The 16,876-nt window shown below is 70.6% G+C and carries 18 protein-coding genes; 8 read left to right on the top strand and 10 right to left on the bottom strand.

Features of this window, described 5'->3' with window-relative positions; all coding sequences use genetic code 11:
- Positions 1-21 precede the first annotated feature (21 nt).
- From BUE41_RS23245 to BUE41_RS23235, 3 genes are all read left to right on the top strand, one after another.
- Positions 22-1,122, top strand: coding sequence for an amidohydrolase family protein (locus BUE41_RS23245; protein WP_073459437.1), 1,101 nt, complete (start codon positions 22-24; stop codon positions 1,120-1,122).
- A gap of 65 nt (positions 1,123-1,187) precedes the next feature.
- Positions 1,188-1,955: a transglutaminase family protein gene (locus BUE41_RS23240; protein WP_073459436.1), complete on the top strand. Its 768-nt coding sequence runs from the start codon at positions 1,188-1,190 to the stop codon at positions 1,953-1,955.
- Positions 1,956-2,021: 66 nt separating this feature from the next.
- Positions 2,022-3,350, top strand: coding sequence for an MFS transporter (locus BUE41_RS23235; RefSeq protein ID WP_084755694.1), 1,329 nt, complete (start codon positions 2,022-2,024; stop codon positions 3,348-3,350).
- A 572-nt stretch (positions 3,351-3,922) separates the two neighbouring features.
- Here the strand turns inward: BUE41_RS23235 and BUE41_RS32730 are convergent.
- Together BUE41_RS32730 and BUE41_RS23225 are read right to left on the bottom strand one after the other, a co-directional pair.
- On the bottom strand, positions 3,923-4,651 hold the full coding sequence (locus tag BUE41_RS32730; RefSeq protein ID WP_327194780.1) for a gamma-glutamylcyclotransferase family protein: 729 nt from the start codon (positions 4,649-4,651) through the stop codon (positions 3,923-3,925).
- Positions 4,652-4,995: 344 nt separating this feature from the next.
- Positions 4,996-5,778 (bottom strand): SCO4651 family lipoprotein, encoded by a 783-nt coding sequence (locus BUE41_RS23225; protein WP_073459435.1) that lies wholly within the window; start codon positions 5,776-5,778, stop codon positions 4,996-4,998.
- Positions 5,779-5,878: 100 nt separating this feature from the next.
- Between BUE41_RS23225 and mtnA the strand changes: the two genes are divergently transcribed.
- Entirely contained in the window at positions 5,879-6,823 is a 945-nt protein-coding gene (mtnA, locus tag BUE41_RS23220; RefSeq protein ID WP_143172318.1) for an S-methyl-5-thioribose-1-phosphate isomerase, read from the top strand.
- 149 nt (positions 6,824-6,972) lie between these two features.
- On the opposite strand, the gene BUE41_RS23215 is transcribed toward mtnA, so the two are convergent.
- Together BUE41_RS23215 and BUE41_RS23210 are read right to left on the bottom strand one after the other, a co-directional pair.
- A complete protein-coding gene (locus BUE41_RS23215; protein WP_200804076.1) occupies positions 6,973-7,593 on the bottom strand; it encodes an MBL fold metallo-hydrolase in 621 nt (206 codons plus the stop codon).
- Complete coding sequence (locus BUE41_RS23210) at positions 7,593-8,678, bottom strand: S-(hydroxymethyl)mycothiol dehydrogenase (RefSeq protein ID WP_073459432.1); 1,086 nt, start codon at positions 8,676-8,678, stop codon at positions 7,593-7,595. The genes BUE41_RS23215 and BUE41_RS23210 overlap by 1 nt, the downstream gene beginning before the upstream one ends.
- Before the next feature lie 70 nt (positions 8,679-8,748).
- Here BUE41_RS23210 and BUE41_RS23205 point away from each other — a divergent pair, with 70 nt between their 5' ends.
- Together BUE41_RS23205 and BUE41_RS23200 are read left to right on the top strand one after the other, a co-directional pair.
- On the top strand, positions 8,749-9,504 hold the full coding sequence (locus BUE41_RS23205) for an enoyl-CoA hydratase/isomerase family protein (RefSeq protein ID WP_084755689.1): 756 nt from the start codon (positions 8,749-8,751) through the stop codon (positions 9,502-9,504).
- A gap of 192 nt (positions 9,505-9,696) precedes the next feature.
- Entirely contained in the window at positions 9,697-10,089 is a 393-nt protein-coding gene (locus tag BUE41_RS23200) for a DUF3224 domain-containing protein (protein WP_073459518.1), read from the top strand.
- Positions 10,090-10,152: 63 nt separating this feature from the next.
- Here the strand turns inward: BUE41_RS23200 and BUE41_RS23195 are convergent, their stop codons facing one another.
- From BUE41_RS23195 to BUE41_RS23185, 3 genes are all read right to left on the bottom strand, one after another.
- Positions 10,153-10,425: a hypothetical protein gene (locus BUE41_RS23195; RefSeq protein WP_073459430.1), complete on the bottom strand. Its 273-nt coding sequence runs from the start codon at positions 10,423-10,425 to the stop codon at positions 10,153-10,155.
- 111 nt (positions 10,426-10,536) lie between these two features.
- On the bottom strand, positions 10,537-10,950 hold the full coding sequence (locus tag BUE41_RS23190) for an acyl-CoA thioesterase (protein ID WP_073459429.1): 414 nt from the start codon (positions 10,948-10,950) through the stop codon (positions 10,537-10,539).
- An 11-nt stretch (positions 10,951-10,961) separates the two neighbouring features.
- Positions 10,962-11,684, bottom strand: a complete 723-nt coding sequence (locus BUE41_RS23185) for a MerR family transcriptional regulator (RefSeq protein ID WP_073459428.1) — start codon at positions 11,682-11,684, stop codon at positions 10,962-10,964.
- A 58-nt stretch (positions 11,685-11,742) separates the two neighbouring features.
- Here BUE41_RS23185 and BUE41_RS23180 point away from each other — a divergent pair, with 58 nt between their 5' ends.
- Entirely contained in the window at positions 11,743-12,963 is a 1,221-nt protein-coding gene (locus BUE41_RS23180; RefSeq protein WP_073459427.1) for an acetyl-CoA C-acetyltransferase, read from the top strand.
- Between the two features lie 3 nt (positions 12,964-12,966).
- Positions 12,967-15,135 carry a 3-hydroxyacyl-CoA dehydrogenase NAD-binding domain-containing protein gene (locus BUE41_RS23175; protein ID WP_073459426.1) on the top strand — a complete coding sequence of 723 codons (2,169 nt, stop codon included), beginning with the start codon at positions 12,967-12,969 and terminating at the stop codon, positions 15,133-15,135.
- Between the two features lie 91 nt (positions 15,136-15,226).
- On the opposite strand, the gene BUE41_RS23170 is transcribed toward BUE41_RS23175, so the two are convergent.
- The 3 genes from BUE41_RS23170 to BUE41_RS23160 all read right to left on the bottom strand — a co-directional run bounded on the left by BUE41_RS23170 (position 15,227) and on the right by BUE41_RS23160 (position 16,816).
- Entirely contained in the window at positions 15,227-15,799 is a 573-nt protein-coding gene (locus BUE41_RS23170; protein WP_268794541.1) for a DUF4232 domain-containing protein, read from the bottom strand.
- 79 nt (positions 15,800-15,878) lie between these two features.
- Complete coding sequence (locus BUE41_RS23165) at positions 15,879-16,244, bottom strand: DUF427 domain-containing protein (RefSeq protein WP_073459425.1); 366 nt, start codon at positions 16,242-16,244, stop codon at positions 15,879-15,881.
- A gap of 38 nt (positions 16,245-16,282) precedes the next feature.
- On the bottom strand, positions 16,283-16,816 hold the full coding sequence (locus BUE41_RS23160; RefSeq protein ID WP_073459424.1) for a YbhB/YbcL family Raf kinase inhibitor-like protein: 534 nt from the start codon (positions 16,814-16,816) through the stop codon (positions 16,283-16,285).
- Between the last annotated feature and the right edge of the window lie 60 nt (positions 16,817-16,876).

Here is a 16,876-nt window from a genome sequence, read left to right as displayed (position 1 = left end):
GGCCGGATCAGGAGGTCGATCGTGTTCACCTACCGCGGCGAGACCTTCCGCGTCGTCGACGGTCAGGTGCACGTGTGGGACGCGAGCCCGCACAACCAGGCCATCCCGGACGGGGAGCTGTACGCCACTGATCTGCTGCGCCGCCACCGCGAGCTCGACGGGGTCGGGGTACCCCGGCACGAGGCGGAGCGGGTCTCCGAGGAGAGCCTGCTGCGCGACGTGTTCGACACCGGCTACGTCGATCGCGCGGTGCTGCAGCCGGTGGTTCTCGGCGATCTGTTCGTGCTGGGCTTCAGCCCGCTGGAGTGGCACGCGGAGATGGCCGAGTGGATGCCGGGCCGGTTCGTGCTGTCGGGCGAGCTGGACCCCGAGGGCGGGCAGCCGGGCGCGCGCGGGCTGGTCGCGCGGGTGCGCCGACACGATCTGCGCGGCATCACGCTGTGCGAGACGCGTCGTCCCACGGGGCAGCAGCCGCTGGGGGAGCCGTGGCTGCGCCGGGTGCTGGCCCGGTGCGCGGAGGCGGGCGCCGACGTCGTCCACGTCGGGGTGGGGCCGTCCACGCGGCCGGCTCCGTGGCGGCGCGATGAGCCCGATCCTCTGCCGCCGGGCCGGCGCCGCCCCCGCGTGCCGCGGTGGGCGGAGCCGCTGCAGTCCGGGTCGATGCTGCCGGTGCGCCGGGCCGCCGCGCGCATCGCCCCGCCCGGGTTCGATCCGGCGCAGCTGCGCACGCTGGCGTCCGATCTACCCGAGGTGTCGTTCGTGCTGGGGGCGGGCTGCCTGCCTGGCCAGCAGCTGTGCGCGCTCGCTGATCTGCCCAACGTGTACGTGCTGCTCACGGAGATCCTGCCGTGGATGGGATCGACGGACTTCGCGCACGCGTTCGGCGGGCTGCTGCGGGCGTTCGGGGCCCAGCGGCTGCTGTTCGGCAGCGGCTACCCGATGGTGCGGCCGGGCCGGCTGGTGCGGGAGCTCGCGGCGTACCGGTTCCCGCCCGAGCTGATCCACCGCTGTCCCCGGTGGGACACCGCGGCCGTGCGGGCCGTGCTGGGCGGCAACGCGGCTCGGCTGTACCGGATCGGCGGGCTGCCCGCTGCCGCGTCGGTGGCCGCGGCCGGTGCGTGAGATCCGATCGGTGGTTGCTCCGCCGAGCCGGTGCGCAGCGCGCCCGGGAGCGCAATCATGGCTCGATGGACGCCGTCGCGGAGTTCACCCGGCTCGTGCGCTCGGGCGAGCCGCCGCCGCTCGACCGGGGCGCCCTGCTCATCGCGGCAGCGGCCGAGCCCGACACGGACGTCGAGCGCTGGCTGCGCGCCCTCGACGGGCTCGCCGACGGGATCGATTCGCTCCCCGCACTGCGCCGCAGGCTGTTCGTCGACATCGGGCTGACCGGCAACCGCGCCGACTACACCGATCCGCGCAACTCGTTCCTGCCGCACGTGCTGGGCCGCGGCCTCGGCATCCCGATCTCGCTCGCCGTCGTCACGATCGAGGTGGGCCGGCGCGCCGGCATCGCGCTGGAGGGCGTCGGCATGCCCGGCCACTTCCTCGTCGGCATCCCGGGCACCGGCCGCTACCTGGATGCCTTCGACGGCGGTACCGAGCTGGACGCCGCCGGCGCTGAGGAGCGCTGGCGCGCACTCGGCGGCCAGGGCCCGTTCCAGGTGGGCTACCTCGACCCTGTGCCGACCACGGCGATCCTCGCCCGCATGCTGGAGAACCTGCGCGTCAGCTACCGCACCCGCCGCCGCCCCGCCGATCTCGAACGGGTGCTGCGCATGCGGCTCGCGCTCGGCGGCGAGCTCGACCACATCGTTGAGCTGGCCGATGCCCTCGGCGAACAGGCCCGCTGGCCCGAGGCCGCCGCCCTGCTGCGCGCCACCCCACCGGACTTCCCGCCTGAGCAGCGCTACGCCCTGGAGCTGCGGGCGAAGTCGATGCTGGCGAACCTCAACTAGCGCTGCTCCGAGTTGCCGGTCCCGGCACGTCCACTTAGCGTCGTCACGCTCGCAAGGGGGGCGCTGATGACGACGACGAAACCGGCCGAGGTCGATGAGGCCACCGTCCGCAAGGCGGTGGGCGCCGCCGCGATGGGCAACTTGGTCGAGTGGTTCGACTACGGCATCTACAGCTACGTGACGATCCAGATCGGCCTGGCCCTGTTCCCGCCGGGCGGTGAGTCGTCCAACCAGCTCCTCGTGCTGGCGACCTTCGCGATCGCCTTCCTCGTCCGGCCGCTCGGCGGCATCGTCCTCGGCCCGCTGGGCGACCGCATCGGCCGCAAGCGCGTCCTCGCGATGACGATCGTCACCATGTCGGCCGCGAGCTTCATCCTGGGCTGCTTGCCCACGTTCGCCGCGGTCGGCTGGTGGGCACCTCTGCTCCTCGTCCTCACCCGGCTCGTCCAGGGCTTCGCAACCGGCGGCGAGTACGGCGGCGCGGCCGCTTTCATCGCCGAGTACGCCCCCGACAAGCGCCGCGGCTTCTACTGCTCTTTCCTGGAGTTCGGCACCACCGGCGGGTTCGTCCTGGCGGCGGGCCTCGTCACCGTCCTGCAGGTGACCCTGCCCGAGGCCGCGATGAACGACTGGGGCTGGCGCATCCCGTTCTTCGTGGCCGGCCCGCTCGGCCTCGTCGGCCTGTGGCTGCGCTCGAAGCTCGAGGACACCCCGGCGTTCCTCGAGATGGAGGCCCAGAACGCCGGCTCCGCCTCTCCGCTCAAGGACGTGCTGACCAAGCACTGGCGCCCCGTCCTGGTCTGCGTGGGACTCGTGCTCTTCTACAACGTCGCCGTCTACACGGTTCTCTTCTACATGCCGGACTACCTGCAGCGGACGGTCGACCTGCCGGCCACCACCGCTCTGGTCTCCATCCTCGGCATGATGGTCCTGATCATGATCGTGATCATCCCGGTGGGCGCCCTGTCCGACCGCGTCGGCCGCAAACCGCTCATCACCACGGCCTGCGTCGGCTTCATCGTCCTCGGCTACCCGGCCTTCCTCCTGCTGGACACGGGCACGATCGCGGGCACCGTCGGCGGTCTGTTCGTCCTCGGCATGCTGCTCGTCCTGCTCCTCGGCACGATGTCGGCCACCCTGCCCGCCCTGTTCCAGACCGACACCCGCTACGCCGGCTTCTCCGTGGGGTACAACCTCTCGACGTCGATCTTCGGCGGCACCGCCCCGGCGGTCATCGCCGCCCTCGTCACCGCCACGGGCAACAACGCCATGCCGGGCGCCTACATCGCCGTCGCCTCGCTCATCTCGCTGACCACGGTCCTCATGCTCCGCGAGTCCGCGCGCAAGCCGCTACCGGGCGCCAGCGGTGTCCGCCTGGCACCCGCCCCGGCGTAGGGAACAAGGAACCTGATCATGGACTTGCGTCCTTGACCGACGCCTGGTGTGCAGATCCTGTTGGGTTGGTGCCGCGCACGCTCGTAGATGGGGTTGCGTAGGTCGTACCGTTGTTGTTGCGCCGTTCGCGCGCTCACGTTTCGAACCTCGACTTCTTGTCGTTGAGGAGAACTGGGTGGCAGTGACGTTCCTCTAGTGTGCTCTTCCGCCTCTACGGCTCGCCCTGTATTTGTTTTCGAGGCTCATGCTCGCGTAGCATTGTCGAGGGTTTTTCGCGAGTTCGGTGATTTCGAGGATGGCCGCGGTGTCTGTGACCGAATCGACTCGGCTTCTGCGGTCGGCGTTGTCATTGTGATTCGCGTCCAATGCGGTTGACGGGTGTGCCACGTTCGGCTCGACCGAATTCCTTGGTCCGGACATTGACTCGGTTCCGTCGATGTAGACGGCCGGTAGGCCGCGACCGTGTGCCGATCAGATCTCGATCCCATCGGCCGCACGGCGACGACGTTCGAGTCAACTTCTGCGAGCCCTGCAGGCCCCGAGGCAGCGCCCAGCGTCACGCCTCACGAACCCTACCCGCCGTCCAACCGCCGAAACCCGTTGACCGACCCTCGCCACGCGTAAGCCCAGCACACCCGCCCACCGGAGACCGCAACTCGGACCCGGGCGTACCCCGGCCCCTCGTACTCGTCCAACCGGCACAGGACCCGAGCCACCGACCGCACCGACACGACCCACCCCGGCGTGACCCCAAGGCAGGCCGGTACCCAAGCCGGATACCCCTGCCCCGTGTCGAACACGGCCCCCTGGACAACTGCTCGGGAGGGTGCTCCGAGGACGTGGGGCGCCAACAACCCCCAAGCGGACTGCCCGGGCTGCAGCGATCCGTAGACGAAGAGCGAAGAGGGCCAGGATGCGGGATCGGGCGCCCCGGTTTCGGTCGCAGCAGAGAGCCCGTCGGACGCAGCAGGCTCCCCGACGAGCCCAGCAGCGACGGACTGCGGAACCGAGGCGCACCGCACGAAGGACCCGGCAACGGCGAGCGGTCGCCGGATCGGCGAGGCCCCGAGGTAGCACCAGGGCCGCTCGATCAGCTGACCGTCCTCGGTGCGAACGGTCCCGGTGGACAGCCGAGCCAACCGATACCGATCCCCGCGCCCTTCACACCGATCCAGTACCGCGATCTGGGTCGGAGTCGCCAACCACAGGGCGTGCGACTCGACGACCCCAGGAGCAGCGGCGAGGACCGCAGGCCGCTGCCCGTCCCGCTTCCGCAGCCCCGACGCCCAGACGGCCGCCATCCCCGTGGTCCGCACCCGGAGGACCACGACCGGGTCCGCACCCAGCCCGTGCGTCCTCCGCAGCCACGTGATCTTCGACGGGCACTTGTTGGAGCCGTAGGTCAGCAGCGGCACCCGTTCCCGGCACGGCGGGGCACCGTGCCGGGCGAGCCAGGTGTCGAGCGGGACACCGTCGACGGTCCAACCGCCCGGGCCGGGCCGCAGCGGGTGGCTGTGCCCCGCGACGTGGACGAACGACTGCTCCGGCACCGCACCCGGGTAAGGGTCCTCGGGGAACAGTTCGTCCGGCCACACAACGGTTTCAGTGTGCGATCCCGGTGAGTGCGCTGGCGTCCAACGCGCGGTCAGCCCGGCAGGTCCGTCACCTGGTCGGCGGGCGGCGCTTCGACGCTGACCGGGGCGCCCCAGTCGGAGAGCTTCACGGTCGCGCTGACCGGCTGGCCCTGCGACGTGAACGAGGACCGGAACTGGCGGGGCAGGTCGGAGGAGTCGATCCACAGCTGCATGTCGACGTTCTGGACACCGGCTTCCTGCAGCGGCCGCAGCTGTTCGCGGGTCTGGGCGTCCGGCGCCTCGGCCAGCGCCTTCGCGACGTCGACCTTGACGTCGTAGCGGGTGGTGGCGGCGCCGTCGATCGTGTCCGGTGAACTGCCGGTCAGCTCGCCGCCGATCTTGAACTGGTCGAACTGCTTCGACACGTCCACCTGGTCGATGATCTGGGCGAACTCCGCGGTGCGCGGGTCGTTCGGGTCGATCGGCATCCGCAGCCACGCCGGGTTGGCCGGACCCGCCTTCACGTACAGCACGTTGTCGACGAGCCGCATCTCCATCTCGCCGGCCTGGGGGATGCTCATCGTGAGCCGCATCTTCACGTTCCGGCCCTCGATGGCGTAGGCCCCCTCGCCGGTCATCGACTGGCCGCCGAGCCCGATGTCCATCTGCATCGTGGCACTGTGCTTGTCCGCCGTGGCCTTCGCCATGGCCGCGGACAGTTCGTCGATCGAGGTGTAGGCGACGGGTGCCGGTGGGGCGCCGGCGGGCGCGGCGGTGCCGGCCGTGGCGCCCCCGCAGCCCGCCAGGGCCACCACCACCGCCGCGAAGGCTGCGAGCAGGAACGGTTTGCGCATCTGTGTTGAACCCCCAGGGTGTCGGCTCGGCCGGGCCCGAATGCCTGATCCTCCCATCGCCCGCCGGGAGGGTTCCCCGGGGTTCTAGGGTCGGGGCGTGCTGCCACGGGCGATCGACTGGGCCGGCGACAGGATCGTGCTGCTCGACCAGACCGCGCTGCCCCGCCTCACCACGGTCGAGGTGACCGACGTCGACACGTTGATCGACGCGATCCGCCGGCTCGTCGTGCGCGGGGCGCCCGCGCTCGGGGTCGCCGGAGCGCTGGGGGTGGCACTGGCAGCGCGCACGCTGGAGGGTGCGGAGCTGGAGACGGCGGCCGAGCGGATCGCCGTGGCCCGGCCGACGGCGGTGAACCTCGCCGGCGGGGTGCGGCACGCGCTCGCGGCGGCGGCCGAGGGTCCGGACGCGGTGCTCGCCGCGGCGCTGGAGCTGCGCGACGCCGACATCGCCGCCTGCCACGCGATCGGCGACCGCGGCGCGGATCTGCTCACCGAGCTGTGCGGTGATCGCCCGCTCCGGTTGCACACCCACTGCAACGCGGGCGCGCTCGCGTGTGTGGAGTGGGGGACCGCGCTCGGCGTCGTCCGGTCGCTGCACCAGCGCGGCAGGGTGGAGCTCGTGGTGGCGGACGAGACGCGCCCCTTGCTGCAGGGCGCCCGCATCACCGCGGTCGAGCTGGCCGCCGAGCAGGTCCCCTACCGCGTTGTCGTCGACGGCGCCGGCCCGTCGCTCATCGCGCGCGGGCTCGTGGACGCGGTGGTGGTGGGCGCCGACCGGGTGGCCGCGAACGGCGACGTCGCCAACAAGATCGGCACGTACCCGCTGGCGCTCGCCGCGGCCCGCGCGGGCATCCCGTTCGTCGTGGCTGCGCCCGAGACGACGCTGGACCCCGACACCCCGGACGGCTCGGCCATCGAGATCGAGGAGCGGGCGCCGGAGGAGGTGTTCACCGGGGGACCGGCGTGGAACCCGGCCTTCGACGTGACCCCGGCCGACCTGGTCACGGCCATCGTCACGGACGAACGGGTCTGGCGGCCGGGGTGAGTGATCAGCAGCGCGCCTCGTCGAGGGGTTCTGGCGCCGGTGACCCGGGCGTGCCGCGCTGCTCCGCCGGACGGATGCGGACGGCCGCGTCGTCGCCGCCGGACGAGTCGGGGGCGCTCATCGGTTCTCCGCAGCGCCCCCGACCGGGATCAGTACCCGCGCGCGATCCACTCCTCCAGGTGCGGCGCCTCGGCGCCGATGCTGGTGGAGTCGCCGTGCCCGGTGCGCACCGTGGTCTCGCCGGGAAGTGTGAGCAGCGTCGAGCGGATCGACTCGATGATCGTGTCGAACGACGAGTACGACCGTCCGGTGGCGCCGGGGCCGCCCTGGAACAGGGTGTCGCCGGTGAACACCGTGCCCAGCTCGGGCACGTACAGGCAGGTCGAGCCGGGCGAGTGGCCCGGCGTCACGAGCCTGCGCAGCTCGATCCCGCCAGCGGTGATCGTCTCGGGGATCTCGCCGTCCGGCTTGCGGTCCGGCCAGGTCATCTCCCACAGGACGGCCTCGTCCGGGCTCAGCAGGATCGGTGCGGAGAACCGGTCCGCCAGCGCGGGCGCGGCGTCGATGTGGTCGTTGTGCGCGTGCGTGCACACGACGGCCACGACCCGCCGGTCGCCCACTGCGGCGGCGATCGCATCGGCGTCGTGGGCCGCGTCGATGACGACGACCTCGTGCTCGTCGCCGACGATCCACACGTTGTTGTCGACGTCCCAGGTGCCGCCGTCGAGGGAGAACGTGCCGGACGTGACGACGTGGTCGATCGGGCTCATCAGAGGACGACCACCGATCGCAGGACCTCGCCGCGCTCCATCTTGTGGAACGCCTCCTCCACCTGGTCGAGGGAGATCGTCTCGGTGACGAACTTCTCCAGCGGCAGCCGACCCTGCAGGTGCAGGTCGATCAGCATCGGGAAGTCCCGGCTGGGCAGGCAGTCGCCGTACCAGCTGGACTTCGTGGCCCCGCCGCGGCTGAACACGTCGATCAGCGGCAGGTCGATCGTCATGTCCGGGGTGGGCACACCGACGAGGACCACGGTGCCGGCGAGGTCGCGGGCGTAGAACGCCTGCTTGAAGGTCTCCGGGCGGCCGACCGCCTCGACGACGACGTTCGCGCCGTTGCCGTCGGTCAGCTCCTGGACGGCCTCGACGACGTCGCGCTCACGGGCGTTGACGGTGTGGGTGGCGCCGAACTCCTTGGCCCACTCCAGCTTCCGCGGGTCGACGTCGACCGCGATGATCGTGGTGGCGCCGGCCAGCTTCGCGCCGGCGATCGCGGCGTCACCGACCCCGCCGCAGCCGATGACCGCGACCGAGTCGCCGCGGCGGACGCCGCCGGTGTTCATCGCCGCGCCGATGCCGGCCATCACGCCGCACCCGAGCAGACCCGCGACCTCAGGCTTCGCGGCCGGGTTGACCTTGGTGCACTGCCCGGCGTGGACCAGCGTCTTCTCGGCGAACGCGCCGATGCCGAGTGCGGGGGAGAGCTCCTGGCCGGACTCGAGGGTCATCTTCTGAGCGGCGTTGTGGGTGGAGAAGCAGTACCAGGGCTCGCCCCGGCGACAGGCGCGACAGGTGCCGTCCACGGCGCGCCAGTTGAGGATCACGAAGTCGCCGGGAGCCACGTCGGTGACGCCTTCACCCACGGACTCGACGACCCCCGCAGCCTCGTGGCCCAGGAGGAACGGGAAGTCGTCGTTGATGCCTCCCTCGCGGTAGTGCAGGTCGGTGTGGCAGACCCCGCAGGCCTGCACGGCGACCACGGCCTCGCCCGGGCCCGGATCGGGGATCGTGATCGTCTCGACGGTCACCGGCTTGCCCTTACCGGTCGCGACGACTCCCCGCACCTGCTGTGGCATCGGTCATCCCCTCTTCCATGAACTCATGCGTACCTTGCCACTCGACACGGAACTTGTACCGTTCCGTGTCGTGATCGAACGCGAGCGGGTGGACGGCATCGCCGTGGTGCGCCTGGCCCACGGCCCCGTCAGTGCGATGGACCTCGAGCTGTGCACGGCCATCACCGAGACCTTCCGGGCATTGGCCGACGACGACGCGCAGGCTGTCGTCCTCACCGGCACCGGCTCCGCGTTCTCGGCAGGCGTCGATCTGCGGCGCATCCTCGACGGCGGGGTGGCGTACGTCGACGAGTTCATGCCCGCGCTGAGCGAGGTCCTGCGGACCGCGTTCACGTTCGGCAAGCCCGTGGTCGCCGCGGTCAACGGGCACGCGATCGCCGGTGGGTGCGTGCTCGCCGCCAGCGCGGACACGGCGCTGATGGCTGAGGGGAAGGGCCGCATCGGGCTCGCGGAGCTGCAGGTCGGGGTGGCGTTCCCGCAGGTCCCGCTGCAGGTGATGCACCACGCGGTCGGCCCGGTCGTGGCGCGCAGGCTCGTCATCGGCGCGCAGACCTACGACCCGGCGACGGCGAAGGAGCTGGGCCTGGTCGACGAGGTGGTGGCCCCGGACGAGCTGCTCGACCGGGCGATCGCCGCCGCGAAGGCGCTCACGAAGATCCCCGCCGACACCTTCGCGATCACCAAGGAGCAGCTGCGCCGGCCGTTCGTGCAGGCCATGGACGAGTCGAAGGACGAGGAGCGGGTCGCGGAGATCTGGCGGCGCCGGGCGACGGACGGGATCATCGCCGACTACATGGCGCGGGCCACGGGGAAGAGGAAGAACTGAGCTCGACCCCACGCGAAACTCGGACGAACGGCCCTTTCGTGAGGAATGGTGCTCACGAGAGGACCGTTCGGAGTTTCGGTGCTGCGCGACGGTGATCGACTTCGCCGGATCTGCGGCTGACCTTCGGGTGAGGGCGCGGGGTGTCGCGTTCGTCCAATACGCCCGGCCGGTCGCGCGGTCATGATCGCCGGCATGTCGACCACCACGGGACGCTTCGACCTCACGCGCTGGGACGAGGACACCTACCACGACGAGCACGGCGTTCGGCTGGTCGCCGTCTCGGTGGCGAAGGCCTTCGAGGGCGGGATCTCCGGCACGAGCACCGCACGGCTGCTGCAGGCGCTCGCGAAGGAGGGCGCCGCGGCCTACGTCGGCATCGAGCACGTCAGCGCTGCCGTCGACGGGCGTTCGGGCACGTTCGTGCTCCAGCACTGCGCCGTCGCCTCGGACACGGGCCGGCAGCTCACCGTCGAGGTCGTGCCGAACTCGGGCAGCGGACAGCTCGCCGGCATCTCCGGCGAGCTCACGATCACCGTCTCACCCGAGGGCGAGCACACGTACTCGTTCACCTACGAACTCGGCTGACGTTCGTGTGGCCACCCCGCACAGGCCCTCGCCGTGTACGGGGTGGCCACTGCTCGTGAGGGGTCAGGCCGTGACCGGGCACCCCAGGTGGTGCGCGGCAGGCGACTTCAGACCCCAGCGTTCCCCGCACACCCGGCACATCCGGCTCGCGTTCTCCCCGTCCGCCAGGGGTACGACCGGGTCGCCGCCGGTCAGTGCGTTGTTCGCCAGCGTGTAGACGGCCAGCTCGGCGTCGGTCATCTCGGACCGCGGCTTGTCGACCAGCTCGCGGATGCGCATGAGCGCGTACTGCATCCACGCCGCACGGGTCAGTGGGCGGTCGAGCGTGGTGGACATCGAACCTCCGGGCTCAGTCGGGCTGCTCGGTAGTGTGCGGCATGCTCCGGGGTGCCGGATGTGCCGATGTGAGACAGCCCGCACGAGGTTCGCGCAACCGGAGGAGTCCGATCACCCGGGCAGCAGCGGCGCCGGCTCGCCGAGCGCCTCGGCCAGGACCGGCGGGATCGGCCGCTTGCCGGAGAAGTCCGCGGCCACCACGACGTAGACGTTGCGCCCGGTGGTGCACACCTCGTCGCCGCGCAGCACCTGGAAGTCCAGCGCGAAGCTGGTGTTGCCGATGCGCCCGGTGGAGACGGCGACCTCGACCTGGTCGCCCCACCGCACCCCGGCCTTGTAGTCCAGCTCCGAGTGCGCGACGTGGACGTCGAAGCCCGCCTCGATCAGCTTCTTGTACGGCAGGCCGCGGTGCGCCAGGTACGCGGCCATGGCCTCGTCGAACCAGGTGAGGTACCAGCCGTTGAAGACCACCCCCTGTGCGTCGACCTCCATGTAGCGCGGGGTGATCGGCATGCGGAAGGTCATGGCCCCTGACGTTAGATGGTCCGTTCCCGGATCGCGCGGTTCACCGCGCGGCCGAACGCGTTCACGACCCCGCGGACGGTGATCGGCTTGAGCCGGCTCAGCGTCTCGGCGAGGCGGCTGCGTTCCTCGGGCGGGCGGCCGCGGTCGCGGTAGGGCTGCAGGACCTCGGTCTGGAACAGCGTCATGAGGTCCTCGGCCAGCGCCGAGGTGTGCTGCTCGATCAGCTGGTGGGCCTTGCGCCACAGGTCGGTCGGCAGGCCGGAGTCGAGCACGGCCATCCCGGTGCCGAGCAGCGCGGCGCCGTGCAGCCGGATGCGGCCGTCGTCGAGCACCTCCAGCACGCCGAGCCCGACCAGCGTCTCGACGTCGTCGTCGGAGAGCGGGCGTCCGGCGCGCCGCTGTAGCTCGGCGCGGTCGACGTCCTCGATGTGCTCGGGCACCCACGGGGTGAGCAGGGCACGCTGCAGCGCCAGCTCGGCCGGTCCGGCGTCGGGCGGCAGCTTGCGCAGGTACGACTCGATCGCGCTGAGCGTGAACCCGAGCGCCGACAGCTCACTGACCAGCTGCAGCCGCGCCAGGTGCGCAGGCCCGTACAGCCCGGTGCGCCCGCGCAGCCGCGGTGGAGGGAGCAGGCCGCGCCCGGCGTAGAAGCGGATGTTGCGCACCGTGACGCCGCTGCGGGCGGCGAGCTCGTCGATGGTCAGCAGCTCCGGGTCCTCTTCCGCTGCCGTCATGGGTGAGAGGTATACCCGATCCTTGACCTATGTGACAGTACTGCTGTAACAAGGCGGCATGACCCAGATCCCCGAGGCGTACGTCTACGACGCGATCCGCACTCCACGCGGCCGGGGCAAGGCCTCCGGTGCGTTGCACGAGGTCAAGCCCGTCTCGCTCGTCATCGGGCTCATCGACGAGTTCCGTCGCCGGTACCCCGATCTCGATCCGAGCACCATCGACGATGTCGTCCTCGGCGTCGTGTCGCCCATCGGCGACCAGGGCGGTGACATCGCCAAGACCGCGGCCATCGCCGCGGGGCTGCCGGAGACCGTCGCGGGCATGCAGCTCAACCGGTTCTGCGCCTCGGGGCTGGAGGCGGTGAACACCGCCGCGCACAAGATCCGCGCCGGCATGGAGGACCTGATCCTCGCCGGCGGTGTCGAGTCGATGTCCCGGGTGCCGATGGGCTCCGACGGCGGTGCGTGGGCGATGGACCCGGAAACCAGCTACGCCACCGGGTTCGTGCCGCAGGGGATCGGCGCCGACCTGATCGCGACGCTGGAGGGCTTCTCCCGCACCGACGTCGACACGTACGCCGTCGAGTCGCAGTCGCGGGCGGCGAAGGCGCAGGCCAACGGGTACTTCAGCCGCTCGCTCGTGCCGGTGAAGGACCGCAACGGCCTCACCGTCCTCGACCACGACGAGCTGATCCGGCCCAACGCCAGCGTCGAGGGGATGGCCGCGCTGACCCCGTCGTTCGCGGCGATGGGCGAGCAGGGCGGTTTCGACGCCGTGGCCCTGCAGAAGTACCACTGGGTCGAGAAGATCAACCACGTCCACCACGCCGGCAACAGCTCCGGCATCGTCGACGGCGCCGCGCTCGTGCTCATCGGCAACGAGGAGGCCGGCAAGCGCAACGGCCTCACCCCGCGCGCCCGGATCGTCGCCACCGCGCTCTCCGGGGCCGACCCCACGATCATGCTGACGGCGCCGGCGCCGGCCAGCCGCAAGGCACTGGTCAAGGCCGGGCTGACCGTGGACGACATCGACCTGTTCGAGATCAACGAGGCGTTCGCCGCCGTGGCCATGCGCTACATGAAGGACATGGGGATCAGCCACGAGCAGACGAACGTCAACGGGGGCGCCATCGCGATGGGGCACCCGCTGGGCGCTACCGGGGCGATGATCCTCGGCACCCTCATCGACGAGCTGGAGCGCCGTGATCTCCGGCGTGGCCTGGCCACGCTGTGCGTGGGCGGCGGCATGGGTATCGCGACGATCGTGGAGCGGGTCTGAACCATGAGTGACCAGAAGGCAGTGCGCTGGGAGAAGGACGCCGACGGCATCGCGATCGTCACGCTCGACGATCCCGGCAGGAGCGCCAACACCATGAACGACCGCTACCGGGTCGCCATGGGTGAGGTCGTCGACCAGCTCGTCGCGGCCAAGGACGAGATCCGCGGCGTGATCATCACGTCGGCGAAGAAGACGTTCTTCGCCGGTGGGGACCTGGAGATGCTCTCGTCGGCGGGCCCGGACGACGCGCAGCGGGTCTTCGACATGGTCACCGAGGTCAAGGCCCAGCTGCGCAAGCTGGAGACGCTCGGCCGGCCGGTCGTCGCGGCCATGAACGGCACAGCGCTGGGCGGCGGCCTGGAGATCGGCCTCGCCTGCCACCACCGCATCGGGCTGGACGCGAAGGGCGTGGTCTACGGGCTGCCCGAGGTGACGCTGGGCCTGCTGCCCGGCGGCGGCGGGGTCACCCGCATCACCCGGATGCTCGGGATCATGAACGGGTTCATGAACGTCCTGGCCCAGGGCCAGCGGCACAAGCCCGCCAAGGCACTGGAGATCGGGATCATCGACGAGCTCGCGTCGACGCCCGAGGAGATGATGGAGAAGGCCAGGGCGTGGATCGCGGCCAACCCGGACGCGGCCCAGCCGTGGGACAAGCCCGGCTACAAGATCCCCGGCGGCACTCCGTCGAACCCGAAGCTCGCGGCGATCCTCCCGGCGTTCCCCGCGAACCTGCGCAAGCAGCTCAAGGGCGCGCCGATGCCGGCGCCGCGCAACATCCTCTGCGCCGCCGTCGAGGGCACGCAGGTCGATTTCGACACCGCGCTGCGCATCGAGAGCCGCTACTTCACCGAGCTGGTGATCGGCCAGACGTCGAAGAACATGACGAAGGCGTTCTTCTTCGACCTGCAGGAGATCAACAACGGCCGCTCCCGTCCGTCCGGCTACGAGAAGTGGCAGCCCACCAAGGTCGCCGTGCTCGGCGCCGGGATGATGGGCTCGGGCATCGCGTACGTGTGCGCGCTCGCCGGCTGGGAGGTCGTCCTCAAGGACGTCGCGCTGGAGAACGCCCAGAAGGGCAAGGCCTACGCCGAGAAGCTGGTCGCCAAGGGCATCGAGCGCGGCAAGACCACCAAGGAGAAGGGCGAGGCGCTGCTCGCGCGGATCACGCCCACCGCCGACTACGCCGATCTCGCCGGCTGCGACGTGATCATCGAGGCGGTCTTCGAGTCCGTGCAGCTCAAGCAGGAGGTCTTCCGGGAGGCGATGAAGGTCGTCAAGCCGGACGCCCTGCTGTGCTCCAACACCTCGACCCTGCCCATCACGGAGCTCGCCTCCGGGTTGGACCGGGCAGGCGACTTCATCGGCCTGCACTTCTTCTCGCCGGTCGACAAGATGCCGCTGGTCGAGATCATCAAGGGCCGCAAGACGTCCGACGCGGCGATCGCCAAGGCTTTCGACCTCACGCTGGGCATCAAGAAGACCCCGATCGTCGTCAACGACAGCCGCGGCTTCTTCACCTCGCGGGTGATCGGCACGTTCATCAACGAGGGCGTCGCGATGATCGCCGAGGGAATCGACCCGCAGACGATCGAGCAGGCTTCCGCGCAGGCCGGCTACCCGGCCCCGGTGCTGCAGCTGATGGACGAGCTGACGCTCACCCTGCCGCAGAAGATCCGCAACGAGTCGAAGGCGGCCGTCGAGGCGGCGGGCGGCACCTGGGAGCCGCACCCGGCCGAGGCCGTCATCGACCGGCTCGTCGACGAGTTCGGCCGCAAGGGCCGTTCGTCCGGCGCCGGGTTCTACGAGTACGAGAACGGCGAGCGGGTCCGGCTGTGGCCGGGGCTGCGCGAGCACTTCGGCGCCACCAACCACGACGTCGACCTGCACGAGCTGTCCGAGCGGATGCTGTTCGTCGAGTCGATCGAGACCGTCAAGTGCTTCGACGAGGGCGTGGTGGAGACCGTGCCGGACGCGAACATCGGCTCGATCTTCGGCATCGGCTTCCCGGCGTGGACCGGTGGCGTGATCCAGTACATCGAGGGCTACCCGGGCGGGCCGGCGGGCTTCGTCAAGCGCGCTGACGAGCTGCGCGCCAAGTACGGTGACCGCTTCGCGGTGCCGGAGAGCCTGCGCAAGCGGGCCGCGGAGGGGGCGCCCGCGGTGGCGTAGGCCTGGCCACCCTCTCCCGCAACGCTGCGAACGGCACTTTCGTGAGCAGCACCGCTCACGAAAGTGCCGTTCGTAGGTTTTCCGGAGTTGATCAGCCCGCCCCTGGCTGCACGGGCGAGATGAACGTGCCGGGGTGCGTGGCCGCGTCCTGCCGCAGGACCGCGCCGCCGGGCCACTGCAGGTGCGCGGAGTGCGTCTCGTCCGGCGGAGTGACGTTCATGCCGGTCGGGGTCCAGCCGGGCCCGTCCTGCGGCGGCTGCCAGGTGATCACGGTGTGGGCCACCCCTCCGGGCGGGAGGTGCACGGTCGTCGGGGTCGCGGACTGGCGGGGCAGCGAATAGGTCGGGCCGAACACCGGGTCGTTCGGGCCGACGAGATCGACGCCGCCGAATCCGTGCATGCTGCACGCCCTGTTCGAGTGGTTGGTCCAGACGATGACGGTGTGTCGGGTCCCGGCCTCACCGGTGGTGCGGCCGACCGAGGGTTTCACCTCGTTCAAGGTGCATTTGCCCTCGGTGGTTGCTGCTTGATGAGTGGGCGCCGCGGAATGGTGTGCGGGCGCTGCGGAATGTTCCGGGGTGGTCGGCGCCGCAGCGGTTGTGGTCTCCGTCGCCGCCGGCGTGGGAGAACCGCAAGCAGTCAGAAGTGCTGCTGCGCCAACCATCGCCAGGGCGACCGTTGCCCATCGAATGATCGACATGGCAACCATCTAGGAGATGACCAGGCTGCATCGGCAAGCCTAATCACTCGATCGTGTAAGAAACCCGATCCGGGTAGAACGCAACGTGGTCCTTGATGGCCGCGACTGCGTCGTGAGGTGTGCGGTAGATCCAGACGGCGTCCTTCTCCTCGCCGTCCCGGCCGAGATGGAAATAGTCGGCCTCGCCCTTGTACGGGCAGTAGGTGTGGTGGTCGCTCGGATGCAGAAAAGCAGGGTCGACCGCCCCGAGAGGCAGGTACTGCACGGCCGGGTAGGTCGACTCCTGCAGGGTCAGTGCCTCGGCGGTGTCGGCGATGACGACGCCGCGGAACTCCACCACGACCCGTTTCCCGGTCGGCGTGATCGTGATCGGGTGGGTGGCGTCCGGCAGCTTCTGGCGAGGATCCATACCCCGCCCAACACCGGCGGGGCACGGGAACTTCCTCGTCAGCCCTTGTTCTCGTGCGTCGCGACGATGACGGCGCGGGCCAGCGTGTGCGAGAACAGGTTGAACCCGAGGAACGCCGGGGTGGCGTTCTCCGGCAGGTTCAGCGACTCGACGTCGACCGCGTGCACGGCGAACCAGTAGTGGTGCACGCCGTGTCCGGGCGGCGGGGCGGCGCCGAGGAACCGCTTGAGCGAGGCGTCGTTGGTCAGCGTCACCGCGCCTTCGGGGAGGCCGGAGCCGGTCTCGTCACCCGCGTTGGTCGGCAGCGAGGTCACCGACACCGGGATGTCGGCGACGGCCCAGTGCCAGAACCCGGACCCGGTCGGGGCGTCCGGGTCGTAGCAGGTGACCGCGAAGGACTTCGTTTCCGCGGGGAAGCCGCTCCAGGACAGCTGGGGCGACGCGTCCTCGCCACCGGCGCCGAAGATGCCCGAGAGCTGCGGCTTCGCGAGCGGACCACCGTCGGTCAGATCGGTGCTGGTGAGCGTGAAGGACGGGACCTTCGGCAGATCTGCGTACGGATCACGAGACATGCGCTCAGGTTAGTCCCGGTACTGTCGTCCGCGGTCCGACTGCTCGGTGGCATCCTGCTC

Source organism: Pseudonocardia thermophila (assembly GCF_900142365.1).
GTDB classification, from domain to species: domain Bacteria; phylum Actinomycetota; class Actinomycetes; order Mycobacteriales; family Pseudonocardiaceae; genus Pseudonocardia; species Pseudonocardia thermophila.
Note: the sequence above shows the minus strand (reverse complement) of the source record. Positions and strands in the feature narration are given on the sequence as shown.